Annotated in this window: 15 protein-coding genes; all 15 read right to left on the reverse strand. The window is 50.1% G+C overall.

Annotated features, from left to right (window positions below):
- Positions 1-5 precede the first annotated feature (5 nt).
- The 15 genes from ACKTT9_RS28575 to ACKTT9_RS28645 all read right to left on the reverse strand — a co-directional run bounded on the left by ACKTT9_RS28575 (position 6) and on the right by ACKTT9_RS28645 (position 14,973).
- A complete protein-coding gene (locus tag ACKTT9_RS28575; protein WP_407868604.1) occupies positions 6-884 on the reverse strand; it encodes a LysR family transcriptional regulator in 879 nt (292 codons plus the stop codon).
- 186 nt (positions 885-1,070) lie between these two features.
- A complete protein-coding gene (locus tag ACKTT9_RS28580) occupies positions 1,071-3,116 on the reverse strand; it encodes a dipeptide ABC transporter ATP-binding protein (protein WP_407868605.1) in 2,046 nt (681 codons plus the stop codon).
- Between the two features lie 13 nt (positions 3,117-3,129).
- On the reverse strand, positions 3,130-4,023 hold the full coding sequence (locus ACKTT9_RS28585) for an ABC transporter permease (protein ID WP_407868606.1): 894 nt from the start codon (positions 4,021-4,023) through the stop codon (positions 3,130-3,132).
- Positions 4,024-4,077: 54 nt separating this feature from the next.
- Complete coding sequence (locus tag ACKTT9_RS28590) at positions 4,078-5,007, reverse strand: ABC transporter permease (protein ID WP_127458470.1); 930 nt, start codon at positions 5,005-5,007, stop codon at positions 4,078-4,080.
- A 13-nt stretch (positions 5,008-5,020) separates the two neighbouring features.
- Positions 5,021-6,676 carry an ABC transporter substrate-binding protein gene (locus ACKTT9_RS28595; protein WP_407868607.1) on the reverse strand — a complete coding sequence of 552 codons (1,656 nt, stop codon included), beginning with the start codon at positions 6,674-6,676 and terminating at the stop codon, positions 5,021-5,023.
- 47 nt (positions 6,677-6,723) lie between these two features.
- Positions 6,724-7,761 (reverse strand): LLM class flavin-dependent oxidoreductase, encoded by a 1,038-nt coding sequence (locus ACKTT9_RS28600; RefSeq protein ID WP_407868608.1) that lies wholly within the window; start codon positions 7,759-7,761, stop codon positions 6,724-6,726.
- A complete protein-coding gene (locus ACKTT9_RS28605) occupies positions 7,758-8,297 on the reverse strand; it encodes a GNAT family N-acetyltransferase (protein WP_407868609.1) in 540 nt (179 codons plus the stop codon). The genes ACKTT9_RS28600 and ACKTT9_RS28605 overlap by 4 nt, the downstream gene beginning before the upstream one ends.
- Positions 8,294-8,785: a DinB family protein gene (locus tag ACKTT9_RS28610; protein WP_407868610.1), complete on the reverse strand. Its 492-nt coding sequence runs from the start codon at positions 8,783-8,785 to the stop codon at positions 8,294-8,296. Before ACKTT9_RS28610 ends, ACKTT9_RS28605 begins: the two co-directional genes overlap by 4 nt.
- A 44-nt stretch (positions 8,786-8,829) precedes the next feature.
- Positions 8,830-9,846, reverse strand: coding sequence for an LLM class flavin-dependent oxidoreductase (locus ACKTT9_RS28615; RefSeq protein WP_407868611.1), 1,017 nt, complete (start codon positions 9,844-9,846; stop codon positions 8,830-8,832).
- Between the two features lie 11 nt (positions 9,847-9,857).
- The gene (locus ACKTT9_RS28620) at positions 9,858-10,610 is read right to left on the reverse strand and encodes an amino acid ABC transporter ATP-binding protein (protein ID WP_407868612.1); all 753 of its coding nucleotides are present in this window, start codon (positions 10,608-10,610) and stop codon (positions 9,858-9,860) included.
- A gap of 171 nt (positions 10,611-10,781) precedes the next feature.
- Positions 10,782-11,450 (reverse strand): amino acid ABC transporter permease, encoded by a 669-nt coding sequence (locus ACKTT9_RS28625; protein WP_407868613.1) that lies wholly within the window; start codon positions 11,448-11,450, stop codon positions 10,782-10,784.
- A gap of 62 nt (positions 11,451-11,512) precedes the next feature.
- Positions 11,513-12,214 carry an amino acid ABC transporter permease gene (locus ACKTT9_RS28630; RefSeq protein WP_407868614.1) on the reverse strand — a complete coding sequence of 234 codons (702 nt, stop codon included), beginning with the start codon at positions 12,212-12,214 and terminating at the stop codon, positions 11,513-11,515.
- Positions 12,214-13,080, reverse strand: a complete 867-nt coding sequence (locus ACKTT9_RS28635) for a transporter substrate-binding domain-containing protein (protein WP_407868615.1) — start codon at positions 13,078-13,080, stop codon at positions 12,214-12,216. The genes ACKTT9_RS28630 and ACKTT9_RS28635 overlap by 1 nt, the downstream gene beginning before the upstream one ends.
- A 20-nt stretch (positions 13,081-13,100) precedes the next feature.
- Positions 13,101-13,637: a GNAT family N-acetyltransferase gene (locus ACKTT9_RS28640; protein ID WP_407868616.1), complete on the reverse strand. Its 537-nt coding sequence runs from the start codon at positions 13,635-13,637 to the stop codon at positions 13,101-13,103.
- Between the two features lies 1 nt (position 13,638).
- Positions 13,639-14,973: an LLM class flavin-dependent oxidoreductase gene (locus ACKTT9_RS28645; RefSeq protein WP_407868617.1), complete on the reverse strand. Its 1,335-nt coding sequence runs from the start codon at positions 14,971-14,973 to the stop codon at positions 13,639-13,641.
- Positions 14,974-15,005: the final 32 nt, after the last annotated feature.

Below are 15,005 nucleotides of genomic sequence, written 5' to 3' on the forward strand. Positions count from 1 at the left end.
ATTGTTTATCTTTCGTGCCCGCTTCGATTCGCCAGAAAAAACTGCAGAATCTCCGACTGCTCGCCATTCAAACTGATTAAATTCGTCTGTAGAGCGACGCTCGCTACCCCAGCTAAATCTACAGGATGCAGAAGCTGCTCGCGCACTTCCTTATCGACGCATAGACCCGGGAGGAAACAGAGGCCTGCTTTGTTCAAAACAAGCTTCTTGGCCGTCTCTGCGTTATCGGTCTGGATTTCGATGGCCGGAGGTTTATCCAAACTTTGAAATAGCCTGTGAATTCGCAGCCAATCGAGCGATCCGCATTCGAAAAACACGAAGGGATGGTCGAGGATCAAATCAAGAGGCACCTCTTTTTGACCTACAAGCGGATGGTCCGCATAGGCATATAACCGGATAGGATCTTCGTAATACTTGACCGAATGCAAATTAGGATGGCTAATATTCCGGACGAAACCGATATCCAGCTCTTTATTCAGAACTTTGGACATGATTTCGTCGGTCCCCGCTGTTGTTAATTTGATTTGAAGTCCCGGAAACTGACGTTTCAGCTTAGGCAGCAATTCCGGCAGCATATAGTTGGAGGCAGACACCGTGCAGCCCAATCGAAGCTCCTGTGGATCCGTCCGCTGGCGCTGGATGTGCTGCTTGCCTTTCTGATACACTTGCAGCAGCTGCTGGGCATAAGGTAAAAACTGCCTGCCTTTCTCCGTGAGCTGTACTTGCTTGCCCAAACGGTCGAACAGCCGAATGTCCAACTCGCGTTCGAGTGATTGAATGCGGGCAGTAACCGAGGGTTGCGACAAGAACAATACTTCCGCTACTTTATTAAAACTTCCGTAGTGATACACATAAACAAATGCCTCAATGTTTTCAATATTCATACGCGGTACCCCAGATCAAATAGAATAAGATGAGTCAGCATCCAAGCACAAAAAGACCTCCGAGCCCTTCATCTGACAAACATACAGATCAAGGCTTCACAGGTCTCCGGCTGCCCGGTTGACAGCTATTGAATTATTCTATACTTTACCGATAAATACCAAGTATGTCAATCGGAATTTACATATTTATAACAATGGATCGTGGCAGGCCACGTAATGTTCTTGGCTTATTTCGCGAAACAACGGTTCTTCAGCAGCACATCTTGCGGTCGCCGCCGGGCACCTCGTGCGGAACCTGCAGCCTGACGGGGGACTGGCCGGTGACGGAATTTCCCCCTCAATGGCTTTGAACGAGCGCTGCCGAAGCGGATCGGGAGCCGGGATGGAAGCCACCAGCGCCCTTGTGTAGGGATGTGCCGGATGGCGGAACAATTGCTCGCTTGGCGCAATTTCAATCAGCTTGCCTAAATACATGACGCCGATACGGTCAGAGACATACCGGACAACATGCAGGCCATGGCCGATAAAAAGCATCGTAAGGTCTAGCTGCTTGCGCAGTTGTTGCAGCAGATTAATAATCTGCGCTTGAACGGATACATCAAGGGCCGAAACCGCTTCGTCCGCCAATAAGAATTTAGGCCCAAGAGCAATCGCTCTCGCAATGCCGATGCGCTGGCGTTGTCCGCCGGAGAACTCATGCGGATAGCGCTCATAAGCACTTGCATCAAGTCCCACAAGGTGCAGCAATGACTCTACGGCTTCTCTTCTTTCCTTCCCCTTCCGCACACCATGAACCGCGAATGGTTCGCCGATAATATCCCCTACCTTCCACCGGGGGTCGACGGAGCCATGCGGATCTTGGAAGATCATCTGCATATTCTTCCGTTGTTGACGTAGTAGGGAACCTGATAATGCGCCCAGGTCCTGATTCTCAAATAAGACAGTACCGGAGGTAGGCTTCTCCAAATGAAGCAGCATCCGCCCAAGCGTCGACTTACCGCTTCCCGATTCGCCGACCAGACCGAACGTTTCGCCTTTTCGAATCGTGAAGGATACATCATCGACAGCTTGAATCCATTGGCGATCCCTTGAAAGGAAAGAGCTCTTCACAGGATAATGTTTCGTAACATGGTGCAGCTCAATGAGCGGTACATCCTTCGGTACAGTATCCTGCTTCGAGCTCATTTCATTCTGCGTAGAGCGCTCGCGAATTTCCAGCTCAGTAACCCGCTCCGGTACCCGGGCATCTAGCAGTTCCGGCAGGAGATCAGCATGCCAGCAAGCGGATTGTCGGCCGCCTCGATCTTCCAACGCCGGCGCCTCACGGGCGCACAGCTCTGTCGCATAGGCACAGCGAGGATGAAAACGACATCCCGTTGGAAGATTGTTCATACCGGGTATCGAACCGGGGATGGCATAAAGCGGCTGAGCGCGATCACTGTCCAGTGTCGTAATTGAGCGTAATAGCCCCAGCGTATACGGATGCCGTGGCTGAGTGAATAGTTCCACTGCTGTCGATTGCTCGACGATTTGACCGGCATACATGACAATGATTCGGTCTGCCATCTCTGCTGCAACCCCAAGATCGTGGGTGATCAGCAGGATGGACATATTGAACTCGCTCCTCAGCTCTTGCAGGAGCTGCAAAATCTGCGCCTGAATCGTGACGTCCAGAGCGGTTGTCGGCTCGTCTGCGATCAGCAATTCCGGTTTACCGCTTAGAGCCATCGCGATCATGGCCCGTTGGAGCATCCCTCCGGACAGCTCGCCCGGATATTGCTTGAGTCGAAGCTTCGGCTCTGGAATGCCTACTCGCTGAAGCAGCCGAACAGCCTCGTCCTCTGCCTCTCGGACCGTGATATGACGATCATGGCGCCTAATTGTCTCGATGATTTGGCTGCCAATCGTAAAAACAGGATCAAATGCCGCCATCGGCTCCTGAAACACCATGGCAATTCTCTTCCCCCGCAAAGAACGCAGTTTTTGCTGCGAAAGCGTAGTGACATCGACATCGCCAAGCTTGATCGTGCCTGACGTAATCGACCCGTTCTCATGTTCAATTAAGCGCATGATCGCTTTGGACGTAACGGACTTCCCACTGCCAGATTCACCGACGAGACAAACAATCTCACCCGGCTGAATGGAAAAACTGATATCGCTGATAGCCTGCATCACATTTCGATTTACAGCAAACTCTACACCAAGTTGATCTACTGATAACTGTGCACCCATCCCCTGTTCCCCCCTATGATGGCCGTTTCTTGGGATCAAGCGTATCGCGCAGTTCATCGCCGAGGACATTGATAGACAATACGAACAAAGTAATGGCCAATCCCGGAAACGTACAAATCCACCAAGCTACGGTTAAATAACCCCTGCCTTGGGAAAGCAGAGCGCCCCAATCCGGTATTTCTTTTAGCACGCCAAGCCCCAGAAAACTGAGACCGGACCCGGTCAATATCGAGGTTCCCACACCTATAGCCGCCATAACCAGCAGAGGAGATAACGAATTCGGCAGCACATGCTTCATGAATAAGGAAAGCTGTGTCGCCCCGATGGATCGGGAAGCGGTAATGAACGGACGATTTTTCACACTCAAGATCTGCCCCCGCATGACACGCGCATAGTTAGGAACTGCGGCTAATGCAACAGCGAGAACAATATTCCAAAGCCCAGGGCCGAGCGCCGCAGCAATCGCTAGCGCCAACAATACGCTGGGAACTGTCATGACGATATCATTAAGCCGCATCAGCACACGGTCCGTCCATCCTCCGAAATATCCCGCGTAAGCGCCGATTAGCCCTCCCAGCAGCCCGCCAACAATAACAGAAGCAAAACCGATAAACAGAGATTCCCTGGCGCCGTACACAATAAGACTGAACACATCCCGGCCAAAATAATCCGTCCCCAACACATGGACGCCACCCGGAGGAAGCAAGATTTGATCTGCTTGCATGTCAGTCGGTACGTATGGGGCAATCCACCCGGGCACAATAGCGCAAATGATGAGAAAGACAACGACAACCGTTGACGCATATAAAATGAAACGTGAAGGGCTCAGATTCAGATTCTTACGGTGAAGGGTCAGACCGGTTCGTTTGACCCGCCATAAGGGCTTCGCGTTAACTGCTTCCCTCATCCTGGGCATCCTCCTTAAAGTTTTCGTTAAAAAACTGACTTCGTAAGCATAAGCTTAATTTTGAAAACGTCTAACCCGAGGGTCTATATAGGCATAAGAGATATCGACAAGAAGATTCACCAGGATGTAAATCATCGCGGAGAATAAAATAACACCCTGCACGACCGGTAAATCCTTGGCCATAATGGCGTCCGCAATAATTCTCCCGATGCCTTGACGCGAGAACACCGTCTCAATGACAACCGTGCCAGCCAACATCTCGCCAAGAAGAATCCCCAACATCGTAACGGCAGGAATCAAGGCATTGCGCAGCGCGTGGCGGTACATGACCGAGCGCTCGAGCAGGCCCTTGGCGCGAAGCGTTGTAATAAACGCTTCTCCAAGCACTTCCAGCATGGCATTTCTCACCATACGAACAATAAAACCCGCTCCCAGCATGCCCAAAGTCACTGCCGGCAGAACCAGCGTCTGCCAGCCGTTGGAGCCGAGCGCAGGCAGCCAACCAAGATACACCGAAAAGATGAGAATAAGCAAAATTCCTGACCAGAAAGTCGGCATGGAAATACCGAACAACCCGACAATTCTGGCGATGATATCAATGGGTTTATTGCGATGAATCGCCGATAAGACCCCAAGTACAAGCCCAACTGTAACAGAGACCAGCGATGCTGCGGCTGTTAGTGCCAGTGTCGCCGGGAAGTGCATCATGATTTTGGGCAGAACAGGCTCTGAGTTTACCAGCGATTTACCAAAATCGCCAACAAGCACATGGCTGAAATAGGTCGTAAACTGCTCCAAAAACGGCCGATCTACCCCAAGCTGATGGCGTAAATTCGCAATCGCTTCTGGACTCATCGTACTCGGATCAATGATGTTCATCACCACATCGCCAGGCAGTACATAAAGCACACAAAACACCAAAACCGAAGAACCCACAATAACGCCTAACGAGCTGATGAATCTTACGATGATTGCGTTAACCATCTGAACGGCCTCCTTATTTTTTGAGGATAGACGCGTCATTGAACAGTGGGTAGCCTAATGAATCAAATTTGATGCCACTAACATTTTTCGAGACAGCAACGGTGTAGGGGAAAATGTAAACCGGAATAATGACCGCATTGTCAATGATATAGTTCTGTACATTTTTGTAAATTTCCTTACGCTTAGCCTCATCCGCTTCCACAACGCCTTGTTCGAGCAGCTTATCGATAGCCGGATCCGATAAATGAGAAAGGGATGGGCGGGCATTCGGCGCTGTTGTATGGTAGAACGAATTCAAGGCTACTGGATCGGAATTCACTTGGCTGTTACCGTAGAGATCATAGGCTTGAGCGGTATAAATGACACTTTGAACGTCCTTCGTAATTTCAACTTCGACGGATACGCCGACTTTCTTCAGCTGCTGCTGGATGATGGCGGCAATATCATTGCGCTTCTCCCGGTTCGGCGAACCGTCTACATAATGCAGCGTCAGTTTTTTACCGTCTTTCTCACGTACGCCGTCAGTCCCTTTCACCCAGCCCAATTCATCAAACAGGCGGTTCGCTTTGTCCAGATCCGGTTTTATCTTATTTTCAAGTGAAGCATCGTAACCGAAAATCGTAGGTGTCAAAGGGGACCACGCACGTTGATAGGTGCCCAGGTATAACGTTTTGACAATGGAATCAACATCAATGGCGGATTGCACAGCCTGGCGTGCCTTCACATCATTCCAAGGAGCTCTGCTTTGGTTAAAAAAGAGCGTGTACGGCAAGCCGCTTGTATTCACTTGCAGCAGCTGAAGCTTGGCATCGTTTTTCAGCGCCACGATATTTTGCGGTGGCACCGTTTCTGCCGCCGTGACCTGCCCGCTCTGCACACTGCCTAGCCGTGTCGCTTCTTCGGGAATTATTTTAAACGTAATCGCGTCCAGATAGGCTTTGCCTTTATTGTCAACCAACGCAGGTGCCCAGTTATAATCCGGATTGCGCTCGACTTTAATTTCAGAATTGTCATCCCATTTGACGAATTTGAAGGGCCCGGTTCCCACGGGATTTTTACCGAATTGATCACCATATTTCTTGGCTGCTGTTGGAGATACGATGCCTAGCATCGCCTGGCTTAAGTTACCGAGGAAAGCTACGGACGGTGACTCCAGATTGATCTTAATCGTATACTCGTCAATGACTTCCGACGATTTGTAAGGCTTAAGCAAAGCGGAAGCATTAGCTGCTTTCGTGGCTGGATCGAGAATACGATCATAGCTGTATTTCACGGCTTCTGCATTAAAAGGCGTCCCGTCCTGAAACTTCACATCTTTGCGCAGCTTGAAGGTGTAGCTTTTACCATCCGGCGAAATGGACCATTCCGTTGCCAGCCATGGTTTAATCGTGTTGTCCGGCAGCTGCACAACCAGACTATCATAGATCGTCCGGAATACTCGAACGGCAACGGCTAAACCGCTGCGATGCGGATCAAGCGTATCCGGCGAGGTTGCCAGAGCAAATGAAATCTCACCTCCGCTCGTCGCCTGCCCGTTCCCAGCAGCTTGAGCCGAGCTTGCAGGTGAGGCCGTTGGGCTTCCTGTGCCGCCAGCTCCTGCGCAAGCCGACATCACTATCATGGCAACTGCCAGCAGTAACGTGACTGGTATATAACGTAACTTCCTCATCGTGTGCACACTCCTATGTCAAATAAATAGATTTAAGCGGACCAAATTTAAGCAGACCAAACACTGCTTGCAATCTCCCTGCGAAGCACTGGCATAACCTCAGAAGCAAACCACGCCATCTGCTCGCGCTGCTCCGCTTCCGTCAGGCCGTCTACACTTATCGACATGACCTGATGGCCGTAAGCGGCTTGATAGGTCAATATTTTCTCAATAACACGCTCAGGACTGCCCACTAGCAAAGGCCCGTTGGCTAAGTTATCCTCCAGAGAAGTAAAAGGCGATTGGTTATGTTTCGCGGAATCTGTAGAATGAAACGCCTCATAATACGGACGATAACGCCGAATCGCTTCCTCTGTTGTTTTAGCTAAATATAAGGTGCCTGCCCCTGCTCCAACTACAGCATGCTTAGGATCATGTCCGTAATAAGCCCATCTCTCCCGGTAGTGATCAATCAACGCTTTGTACTTCGGTAATGGATGAAACGTATTGGACGAAAAAATCGGTTCGCCATATTGGGCGGCCAGCTCCGTGGAGAGCGGCGACGAGGCACTGCCATGCCAAATCGGAATTGTAGATTGAAGCGGTCTAGGCAAAATGGTTACTTCCCGCAATGGAGGCCGATACTTGCCATCCCAGCTGACATTTTCTTCACTCCATAATCGTTTGAGCAGGGCATATCTCTCAGCAAGCGAATCCCACTGCTCTTCTTCTTTGATGCCAAATAGCGGATAATGCCGGGGGTCATTGCCTTTCCCGATAATCAACTCCAAGCGGCCTCCCGATAGATGATCCAACGTAGCATAATCTTCGGCGACGCGAACGGGATCGAGGACACTAAGCACTGCGACCGTCGTCAGCAGACGAATGCGCGAAGTGTGCGCAGCAATAGCCGTCAGTAGCACAGCCGGTGAGGAAGAAAGAAACGGAGGCCCGTGTCTTTCCCCGATCCCATAGGCGTCAAATCCGAGCTTTTCTGCATAAATGGCCTGCTGGAGAATGTTCTGGAACTTCTCTTGCGTTGTCAGCGTTTCACCCGTAACCGCATTGCGGATATTCATCACTAAGCTGAATAAAGCGAATTTCATTTTTGACCTCCTTGGCGACGCCGGCGAATGATCTCGGCATGCAAGGGAGGGTTCACGATTTTACGCAGCAAATACATCGTGCCGTCGCCATTCCCCCGGTCAATAGCATCAATGCGTTCATAGCCTTTTCGTTCGTACATATCCAGCAGCCATGGATGTTTCTCCGCTGTGGCAAGGGTGACAGCCGATTCGCCCAGTTCATCGCGAATGATGGCTTCCTCCACCCAAGCCAACAGCTTCGTGCCAAGTCCGCCGCCCTGCGCATCAGGATGGACCGCAAACCATTTGAGAAACGGGTACTCCCTGTTCCACTTGTTTCCAGTCTCCTTGGATAACGTTAGAGTTGCGGCAATCTGTCCATCCTTTTCCAAAACGTAGCAGGCATTCTTTGCGATATTATCTTCGACTAATGCCAAATCAGCATGTGCTGCAGGCCATTGCAGTTTCAGCTCGCGTATCGTGATATACGCATCGTAGATGATTTCCAGCAGCCTCTTGGCATCTCTGGGCTCAGCAAGGCGATAGGTTTCGCTCATGGCGAGCTCACCTCTGGCTGGTTGGCGCTAGCGTATGAGCGTTTAATGCGATCGATTTGGGAAAGATGGTTATTCACATGCTTCGTAAAGCCCTGAATAATGTTCGTAATACTTACGGTGTCGCCTTTGGCATTGATGCCGGTCTTTTGCCAATCCTCATCGTTTAAACGCTCAAATAACAAGCTGTTATATCGGAGCAATTGATGAAAGATCGTCAAATTATCGGCAGCAGCGCCGTCATTGGCCTTTTGTCCGCTAACCCAAGCGTCTTGGTTAAAAGCAGGCAGTCGAACCGTCGTCCCCGCTAAAATGTCACGAATACGGAAAGAAATGACAAGGCTATGATCGGCCAGGTGGGTCAAAACCTCCGTTACGCTCCACGAAGCAGGAGCCTCTTTCCAGCTTAATTGTTCCTGGCTTAACCCTTCTACAGCGCCAAGTAACTGGTTATACGTATCCAAATAGGGTTGAATGTCAGTATGACTCATCGTTTATCCTCCTAAAAAATGAATAGTTCATTTACTATGCAGTCCTACGCAATTGTTTCTACGTCGTTCAATGCTTCCGCCAGTCTTTCGTAAGAACGAACTCTTTCTGCGAAATCCTCGATTCTAGCTGTTACGATGAATTCCTCTACGCCTGTGAGCCGCTGTAAATCCAGCAACTGTTCACGAACTGTTTCTTTGGAACCGCGGGTGACTTCCGTCGTTTTCTCTTCAATGGTGTAGGGCTCATTCGCCTGTCTGCCGAATTCCTCCGCTTGCTCCAGCGTACCTACCGTCGCTTTCTTACCGCTGGCCAAATACACTTTGTAGTGCTTCTGCTCGAAAGCAAGCTCATGTGCTGCTTGATCTGTGTCGGCCACAATGACGGACAAAGCAAGTATAGCCTGCGGTGATCGATTGGACTTTCGCTGAAAGTTTGATTTATACACCTGTATAGCTTCAATTGCGGCTGATCTGTCCCCGTTAATCGATAAGGAAAAAACATAGGGAAGGCCCAACGAAGCGGCAAGCTGTGCGCTATCGAGGCTCGCTCCAAGCAAGTAAACATCAGCCGGAATGCCGGCAACAGGCGATACTTTAATCCCATACAGCGGATGACTTTCCGGAACTTGGTTGTTCACGTACGCCTCAAGCTCTATAAGCTTTTCCGTCAGCGTCTGCGGTTCCGTCACGCCACGCTGCAGCGCCTGTGTGCTGCGAGGCAAGCCGCCCGGCGCTCTCCCGACGCCCAAATCGACTCTTCCCGGTGCAAGGGAAGCCAATACATTGAAATTCTCAGCAACTTTATAAGGGCTGTAGTGCTGCAGCATGATGCCGCCTGATCCGATGCGGATTCGCTCTGTTTTAGCTAACAAGTGTGAGATCAGCACTTCCGGCGAAGATCCGGCGAGAGATTCGGAATCGTGATGCTCCGACACCCAAAATCGTTGGAAGCCGAGCTCCTCCGCTTTTTGAGCTAACCGAATGGTTTGGGCAAGCGCTTCAGACGCTGTACTCCCGGGGTAGATCGGACTTTGATCCAATATGCCTATCGATATCGTCATAGGGGTGCCTCCTAGATGGAATATGAGAGTTCTGGACGAATGCGGCTCAGAAACTGTTTGGTCCGCTCTTCTTTGGGACGGTTAAACAGCTCGTTCGGCTTCCCTTCCTCAACGATGGCGCCTTCGTCCATAAAAACCACGTGAGAAGCGACATCCTGCGCAAACGTCATTTCATGGGTAACAATAATCATCGTAATGCCTTCTTTGGCAATCTTCCGTATGACAGCGAGCACTTCGCCAACAAGTTCAGGATCTAGTGCCGACGTCGGCTCATCGAATAAAATAACTTCAGGATTTAGCGCTAATGCTCTTGCTATGCCGACTCGCTGCTGCTGTCCGCCGGACAGTTGAGAGGGATAGGCATCCAGCTTTTCCCCAAGGCCGACCTTTTGCAGGAGTTCAACGCTAATTCTCCGAGCTTCTTCTTTGGGAACCTTTTTGACAATCAGCAATCCTTCCATCACGTTCTCAAGCGCTGTCTTGTGGCGGAACAAATTGTATTGTTGAAACACCATCGCCGTCTTAAGGCGCAGCTGGTGAATGTCCTTTTTGGTTGCTTTTTTGCAGTCCACGCTAAAATTATCAATCATGATCGCGCCGTCATTCGGCTTTTCCAAATAATTCAAGCATCGAAGCAGTGTCGTTTTCCCTGAACCGCTCGGCCCCAAGATGGCGACGACTTCGCCTTTGTTAACCGTAAGATTGATACCTTTGAGCACCTGGTTGCGACCGAACGATTTGGTAATATTGGATAAATGAATCATGAGGGGCCTCCTTTCCCTGCGCGATCTCTTTTAAACATATAATTCCGATGTAATTACTAAGAATTTAACCTGATCTAACCTTATCATCCTTTTTAAGCTCTCGTCTAATAGAGTTCTTCTATACATCGATTCAACAATTCAATACACCTTTGCGAAATGCCGGGATCTTGCTTAGACGACACCATTGCGATTGTAGGTATTTAAACGTTTTTCCAATAAAGTGGAGATATTTTCGGCCAAAATGGTTAAAATCCAGTAAATCACAGCTGCTGCGATGTAGGCTTCAAGATACTTCCAATTCCTCATCGCTACGATGTGCGCAGTGCCGTTCAATTCCTGCAGCGATATCATAAAAGCAAGCGAAGAGCCATGCAGCAAACCGATGAATTTGCTCAGCAGGTTCGGAAGGCTTACGTGCAGCGCTTGGGGAAGTACAATACGCCTCATCCCCTGCCAGGTTGTCATGCCAACCGAGTAGCCGGCTTCGAGCTGGCCTTTGGAAACGGACAAAATACCCGAGCGGATGGTTTCCGACATATAGGCGCCGATGTTCAACGTGAACGCCACGAAAATGAACAGGATGAGCGGGATCACACTCGAGCGCACACTCCAGCCATATCGGACTGCGAGGTAATCAAAGATCATGGGAATAGCAAAATAAACAAGCATAATATGCAGCAGAAGCGGCGTGCCCCTGAAGAAGGAAACATAAAACTGCGCCAAGCGGTGAATATATTTAATTCTGTACATGCGGATAAAAGCGACAATCACACCGACAATGAACCCCGAAAACAAGGGGACAATCGAGATAACCAGCGTTAGCGGCAATGCCTTCAACATGGCTCTAAAAGCTTCAAACATAAACGTGAAATCGATATGAATGGCCGCCTCCTCCTTTTCCTTTAATCAAAAGCCGTGACAGCTTGCTCAAAACGTTGAACCCTGCGCTCGAAACGATGGTACAAAAATTCCATGAATAGGACGACGACATAGTAAATAATCGACAATGCGATCCAGATTTCAAGGAAATGATAGGTCGTACCCAGCATCTCCGCTCGCCCCACCAGATCCATAACGCCCAGCGTGTAAGCAAGCGAGGTATCCTTCAGTGTGCCGATCGTCAGATTGGCCACATTCGGCAGTGCTACTCTCCACGCCTGAGGCAAAACGATTCTCGTCAGCACGGCGTAGCCGCTCATGCCGATCGAATAGCCGGCTTCCGCCTGCCCGCGATCTATGGCGTTGACCGAAGAGCGGACAATTTCAGAGAAATAGGCTGCGAAATGAAGCGCATAAGTGAGGATGACAAAGACCAAGGGCTGAACATCGCTTACATCAATTCCGACGGCTTTAAGCAGTTCCGGCACACCGTAATAGACAAGAAAAAGCTGAATCAGTATAGGCGTGCCTCTTGTATAAGAAATATAAATAATTACGAGCCGATTAAGGAGGGGGATCCGGTATAGCCTTGGCAGTGCAATAACGAGGCCAAGCAGTACGCCGCATACAACGGAGGCCAGTACAATGAACAACGTGACATGCAAGTAAGACAGCAGCTTCGGCAAGTACACCCAAATCAGTGAAAAATCAAACGCTTTTCCCATTATTGTGTCACGGTGAAATCTTCACCTAACCATTTTTTGCTGAGGCTTGCTAATGTGCCGTCTTTTTTAATTTCTTTTATCGCCTCATCGATCTTGCTTTTCAGATCCGTTTCGTCTTTGCGCAGCACATAGTAAATCTTGGATGTGTAAAGGACTGGGCCAACAACTTTTTGCTGCGCATCCGCATCTTTATTGCGGCCTGCTACTTGGAACGGCGTCGATATGGTTGCGTCTACACGGCCTGTTTTTATCTGATTAATCACATCATTCGTTCCGCCGCTGCCGGAGAAGACCAGTTCAAAGGGGTTTCCTTTGCTCTTATTGTAATCCTGCAGCCAGACGGCGCCATTGCTCCCCGGAGAGGTGATCACTTTTTTACCCTTAAGGTCTTCAATCGAATTCACCGTGTTGTTGTCTTTATTCACAACGACTTTGCTCGGCCATACGTTATAGGCTTCGTCGTTGAACAAAAACTTGGCTTGCCGTTCGCTGTTCACTTCGTATTGATTTACGGCCAGATCGACTTTACCCGCTTCCAGGCTCAGGAGGATATTGGCGAATTCCATCGTTTTAAATTCAAACTCATAGTCAGGCAGACGCTTATCAATTTCCTTCGTCAATTCGATATCATAGCCGGTTAAAACGCCCTTATCATCGAGGAACGTCACGTCTTTAAAGGTGCCGCTCGTACCGACCACAATTTTTTTCACCTTCTGTGGCGCTGCGGCGGCTGGTGCTGCTGCCGGTGAGGCTGCTGGTGAAGCCCCGCCTGCTGCTGGAGAGGCTGCCTTTTCTTCTTTAGCTCCGCAACCTGCGAATAGCAACGCGGAAGCCAGGATAAAGCTCGTCGATTTCAATAATTTCATAGATACATCCTCCTATTTATTTATGAAGTTTGGACTGTAGCCAGCGCCAAACGATAGGCTTCAACCACCGTCGTTTGGTCAGCTGCGAAGAAATCGTACAGGGGCTCGCGCTCGAAGCCCAGCCTCAGATATAGCCGTACGGCGTCGGGCATGCGGCTCGACGTGTGCAAGCCAAGATAAGAGTACCCTCCTTGTTTGGCACGCCGGGCACATTCTGCGAGCAGCGAGGTAGCAACGCCTTTGCTTCTCGCAGAAGGATGTACGCCGAGCAGGCGGATTTCCGGATACGGAATCGTCTCGCTCAGCTTTTCATACAACCCCTCTTGAGGCGGGTACAAAAGCGCCGCCCCTACGAGCTTATCCTCCTGCTCGGCGACAAGACGCCAAGTAGGTTCCGTGCGCTCCCACTGCGCTTTAATATTGCTTATGTACTGTTCCCAGAACGCGGGACCAAAGCCTGACTCATACTGGCGGTATGCCTCCACAGTTAAAGCAACAGCCTTCTCCCGCTCATCCAGTCTGGCCTCCCTTACCGATACATCGATCGCGGTTGACATGTTAGTTCCCCCTTACCGCTTCAGCCTGCCGGATATAACGGTTCTCGGGAACATTCAACCCCAAGTTGCCCCGCAGCGTGTCACTTTCATATTCCTTGCGGAATATTCCGCGCTCCTGCAGCACTGGCACAACCAAATCTACAAAATCAGCGAGTCCGTTCGGTACGACCGTTCGAATGTTAAAGCCATCGGCAGCCCCTCCCTCGAACCATTGCTGGATGAGATCAGCCACCTTCTCCGGGGTCCCGATGAAATTGCTTCTCGGCGTGGATGCCCGCAGCGCAACCTGACGAAGTGTGAGTCCCTGCTCCTTGGCTTCCTGCTTAATGCGGTCTGTCGTACTGCGGAAGCTGTTGCTGCCGAAATCGCCAAGTTCCGGAAACGGCTCATCCAATGCATGCTGCGAGAAGTCATAATGCTCAAAATAACGCCCCAAATAGTTCAATGCCTGATCAATGGTGACAAGTTCAGCAATTTCCTGATATTTGCGCTCGGCTTCCTCTTCCGTTCTTCCGACAATAGGTCCGATACCCGGGAAAATCAAAATATCATCCGGCTGGCGGCCATAGGCAGCTGCTCGGTCTTTGACATCCTGATAAAAAGCTTGCGCTTGCTCGAATGTTTCGTGTCCCGTGTAGACGGCATCCGCCGACTTGGCTGCAAGATCTTTGCCGGAATCCGAGGATCCCGCTTGGAACACGACGGGGTATCCCTGTTTGGAGCGTGCGACATTCAGCGGACCTTGAACCGCAAAATGTTTGCCTTTATGGTTCAGGGTGTGAAGCTTGGCGGAATCGAAAAATACCCCGCTTGTTTTGTCTCGTACGAACGCATCGTCCTCCCAGGAGTCCCAAAGTCCTTTTACAACCTCAAGATGCTCCTCAGCAATCTCGTAACGCAGCGAATGATGGGGATGCTCGCCTTTGCCAAAGTTAAGCGCCGAACCTTCCAAAGGCGATGTGACAACATTCCAGCCCGCTCGGCCTCCGCTAAGATGGTCGATGGAAGCAAACTGTCTAGCAACCGTGAATGGCTCACTATAGGAAGTAGATAAAGTTGCAACCAGCCCGATATGGCTAGTCGCTTCGCTTAAGGCTGACAGCAGTGTCAGCGGTTCAAAACGGTTCAGAAAGTGCGGATTGGACTTTTCGTTAATGAATAAGCCATCGGCGATAAACAAGAGGTCGAATTTCCCCTGTTCCGCTTTGCGAGCCTGTTCTTTATAGAACGCTAAATTGACGCTCGCATTGGTTGGCACTTCAGGATGCCGCCAGAAGGATATACTGTTTCCGACTCCGTTCAAATTAGCTCCCAGCTTAAGTTGTCTCTTGGACATTGAAGTCACTCCCCTTTTAACCATTAATACCG

The sequence above is a fragment of the Paenibacillus sp. P36 genome (genome assembly GCF_045866505.1).
In the GTDB taxonomy this organism is placed as follows: Bacteria; Bacillota; Bacilli; order Paenibacillales; family NBRC-103111; genus Paenibacillus_E; species Paenibacillus_E chondroitinus.

Coding starts and splice junctions, on each gene's coding strand:
- ACKTT9_RS28575 (WP_407868604.1), bottom strand. CDS start 884: ATGAATATTGAAAACATTGAGGCATTTGTTTATGTGTATCACTACGGA.
- ACKTT9_RS28580 (WP_407868605.1), bottom strand. CDS start 3,116: ATGGGTGCACAGTTATCAGTAGATCAACTTGGTGTAGAGTTTGCTGTA.
- ACKTT9_RS28585 (WP_407868606.1), bottom strand. CDS start 4,023: ATGAGGGAAGCAGTTAACGCGAAGCCCTTATGGCGGGTCAAACGAACC.
- ACKTT9_RS28590 (WP_127458470.1), bottom strand. CDS start 5,007: ATGGTTAACGCAATCATCGTAAGATTCATCAGCTCGTTAGGCGTTATT.
- ACKTT9_RS28595 (WP_407868607.1), bottom strand. CDS start 6,676: ATGAGGAAGTTACGTTATATACCAGTCACGTTACTGCTGGCAGTTGCC.
- ACKTT9_RS28600 (WP_407868608.1), bottom strand. CDS start 7,761: ATGAAATTCGCTTTATTCAGCTTAGTGATGAATATCCGCAATGCGGTT.
- ACKTT9_RS28605 (WP_407868609.1), bottom strand. CDS start 8,297: ATGAGCGAAACCTATCGCCTTGCTGAGCCCAGAGATGCCAAGAGGCTG.
- ACKTT9_RS28610 (WP_407868610.1), bottom strand. CDS start 8,785: ATGAGTCATACTGACATTCAACCCTATTTGGATACGTATAACCAGTTA.
- ACKTT9_RS28615 (WP_407868611.1), bottom strand. CDS start 9,846: ATGACGATATCGATAGGCATATTGGATCAAAGTCCGATCTACCCCGGG.
- ACKTT9_RS28620 (WP_407868612.1), bottom strand. CDS start 10,610: ATGATTCATTTATCCAATATTACCAAATCGTTCGGTCGCAACCAGGTG.
- ACKTT9_RS28625 (WP_407868613.1), bottom strand. CDS start 11,450: ATGTTGAAGGCATTGCCGCTAACGCTGGTTATCTCGATTGTCCCCTTG.
- ACKTT9_RS28630 (WP_407868614.1), bottom strand. CDS start 12,214: ATGGGAAAAGCGTTTGATTTTTCACTGATTTGGGTGTACTTGCCGAAG.
- ACKTT9_RS28635 (WP_407868615.1), bottom strand. CDS start 13,080: ATGAAATTATTGAAATCGACGAGCTTTATCCTGGCTTCCGCGTTGCTA.
- ACKTT9_RS28640 (WP_407868616.1), bottom strand. CDS start 13,637: ATGTCAACCGCGATCGATGTATCGGTAAGGGAGGCCAGACTGGATGAG.
- ACKTT9_RS28645 (WP_407868617.1), bottom strand. CDS start 14,973: ATGTCCAAGAGACAACTTAAGCTGGGAGCTAATTTGAACGGAGTCGGA.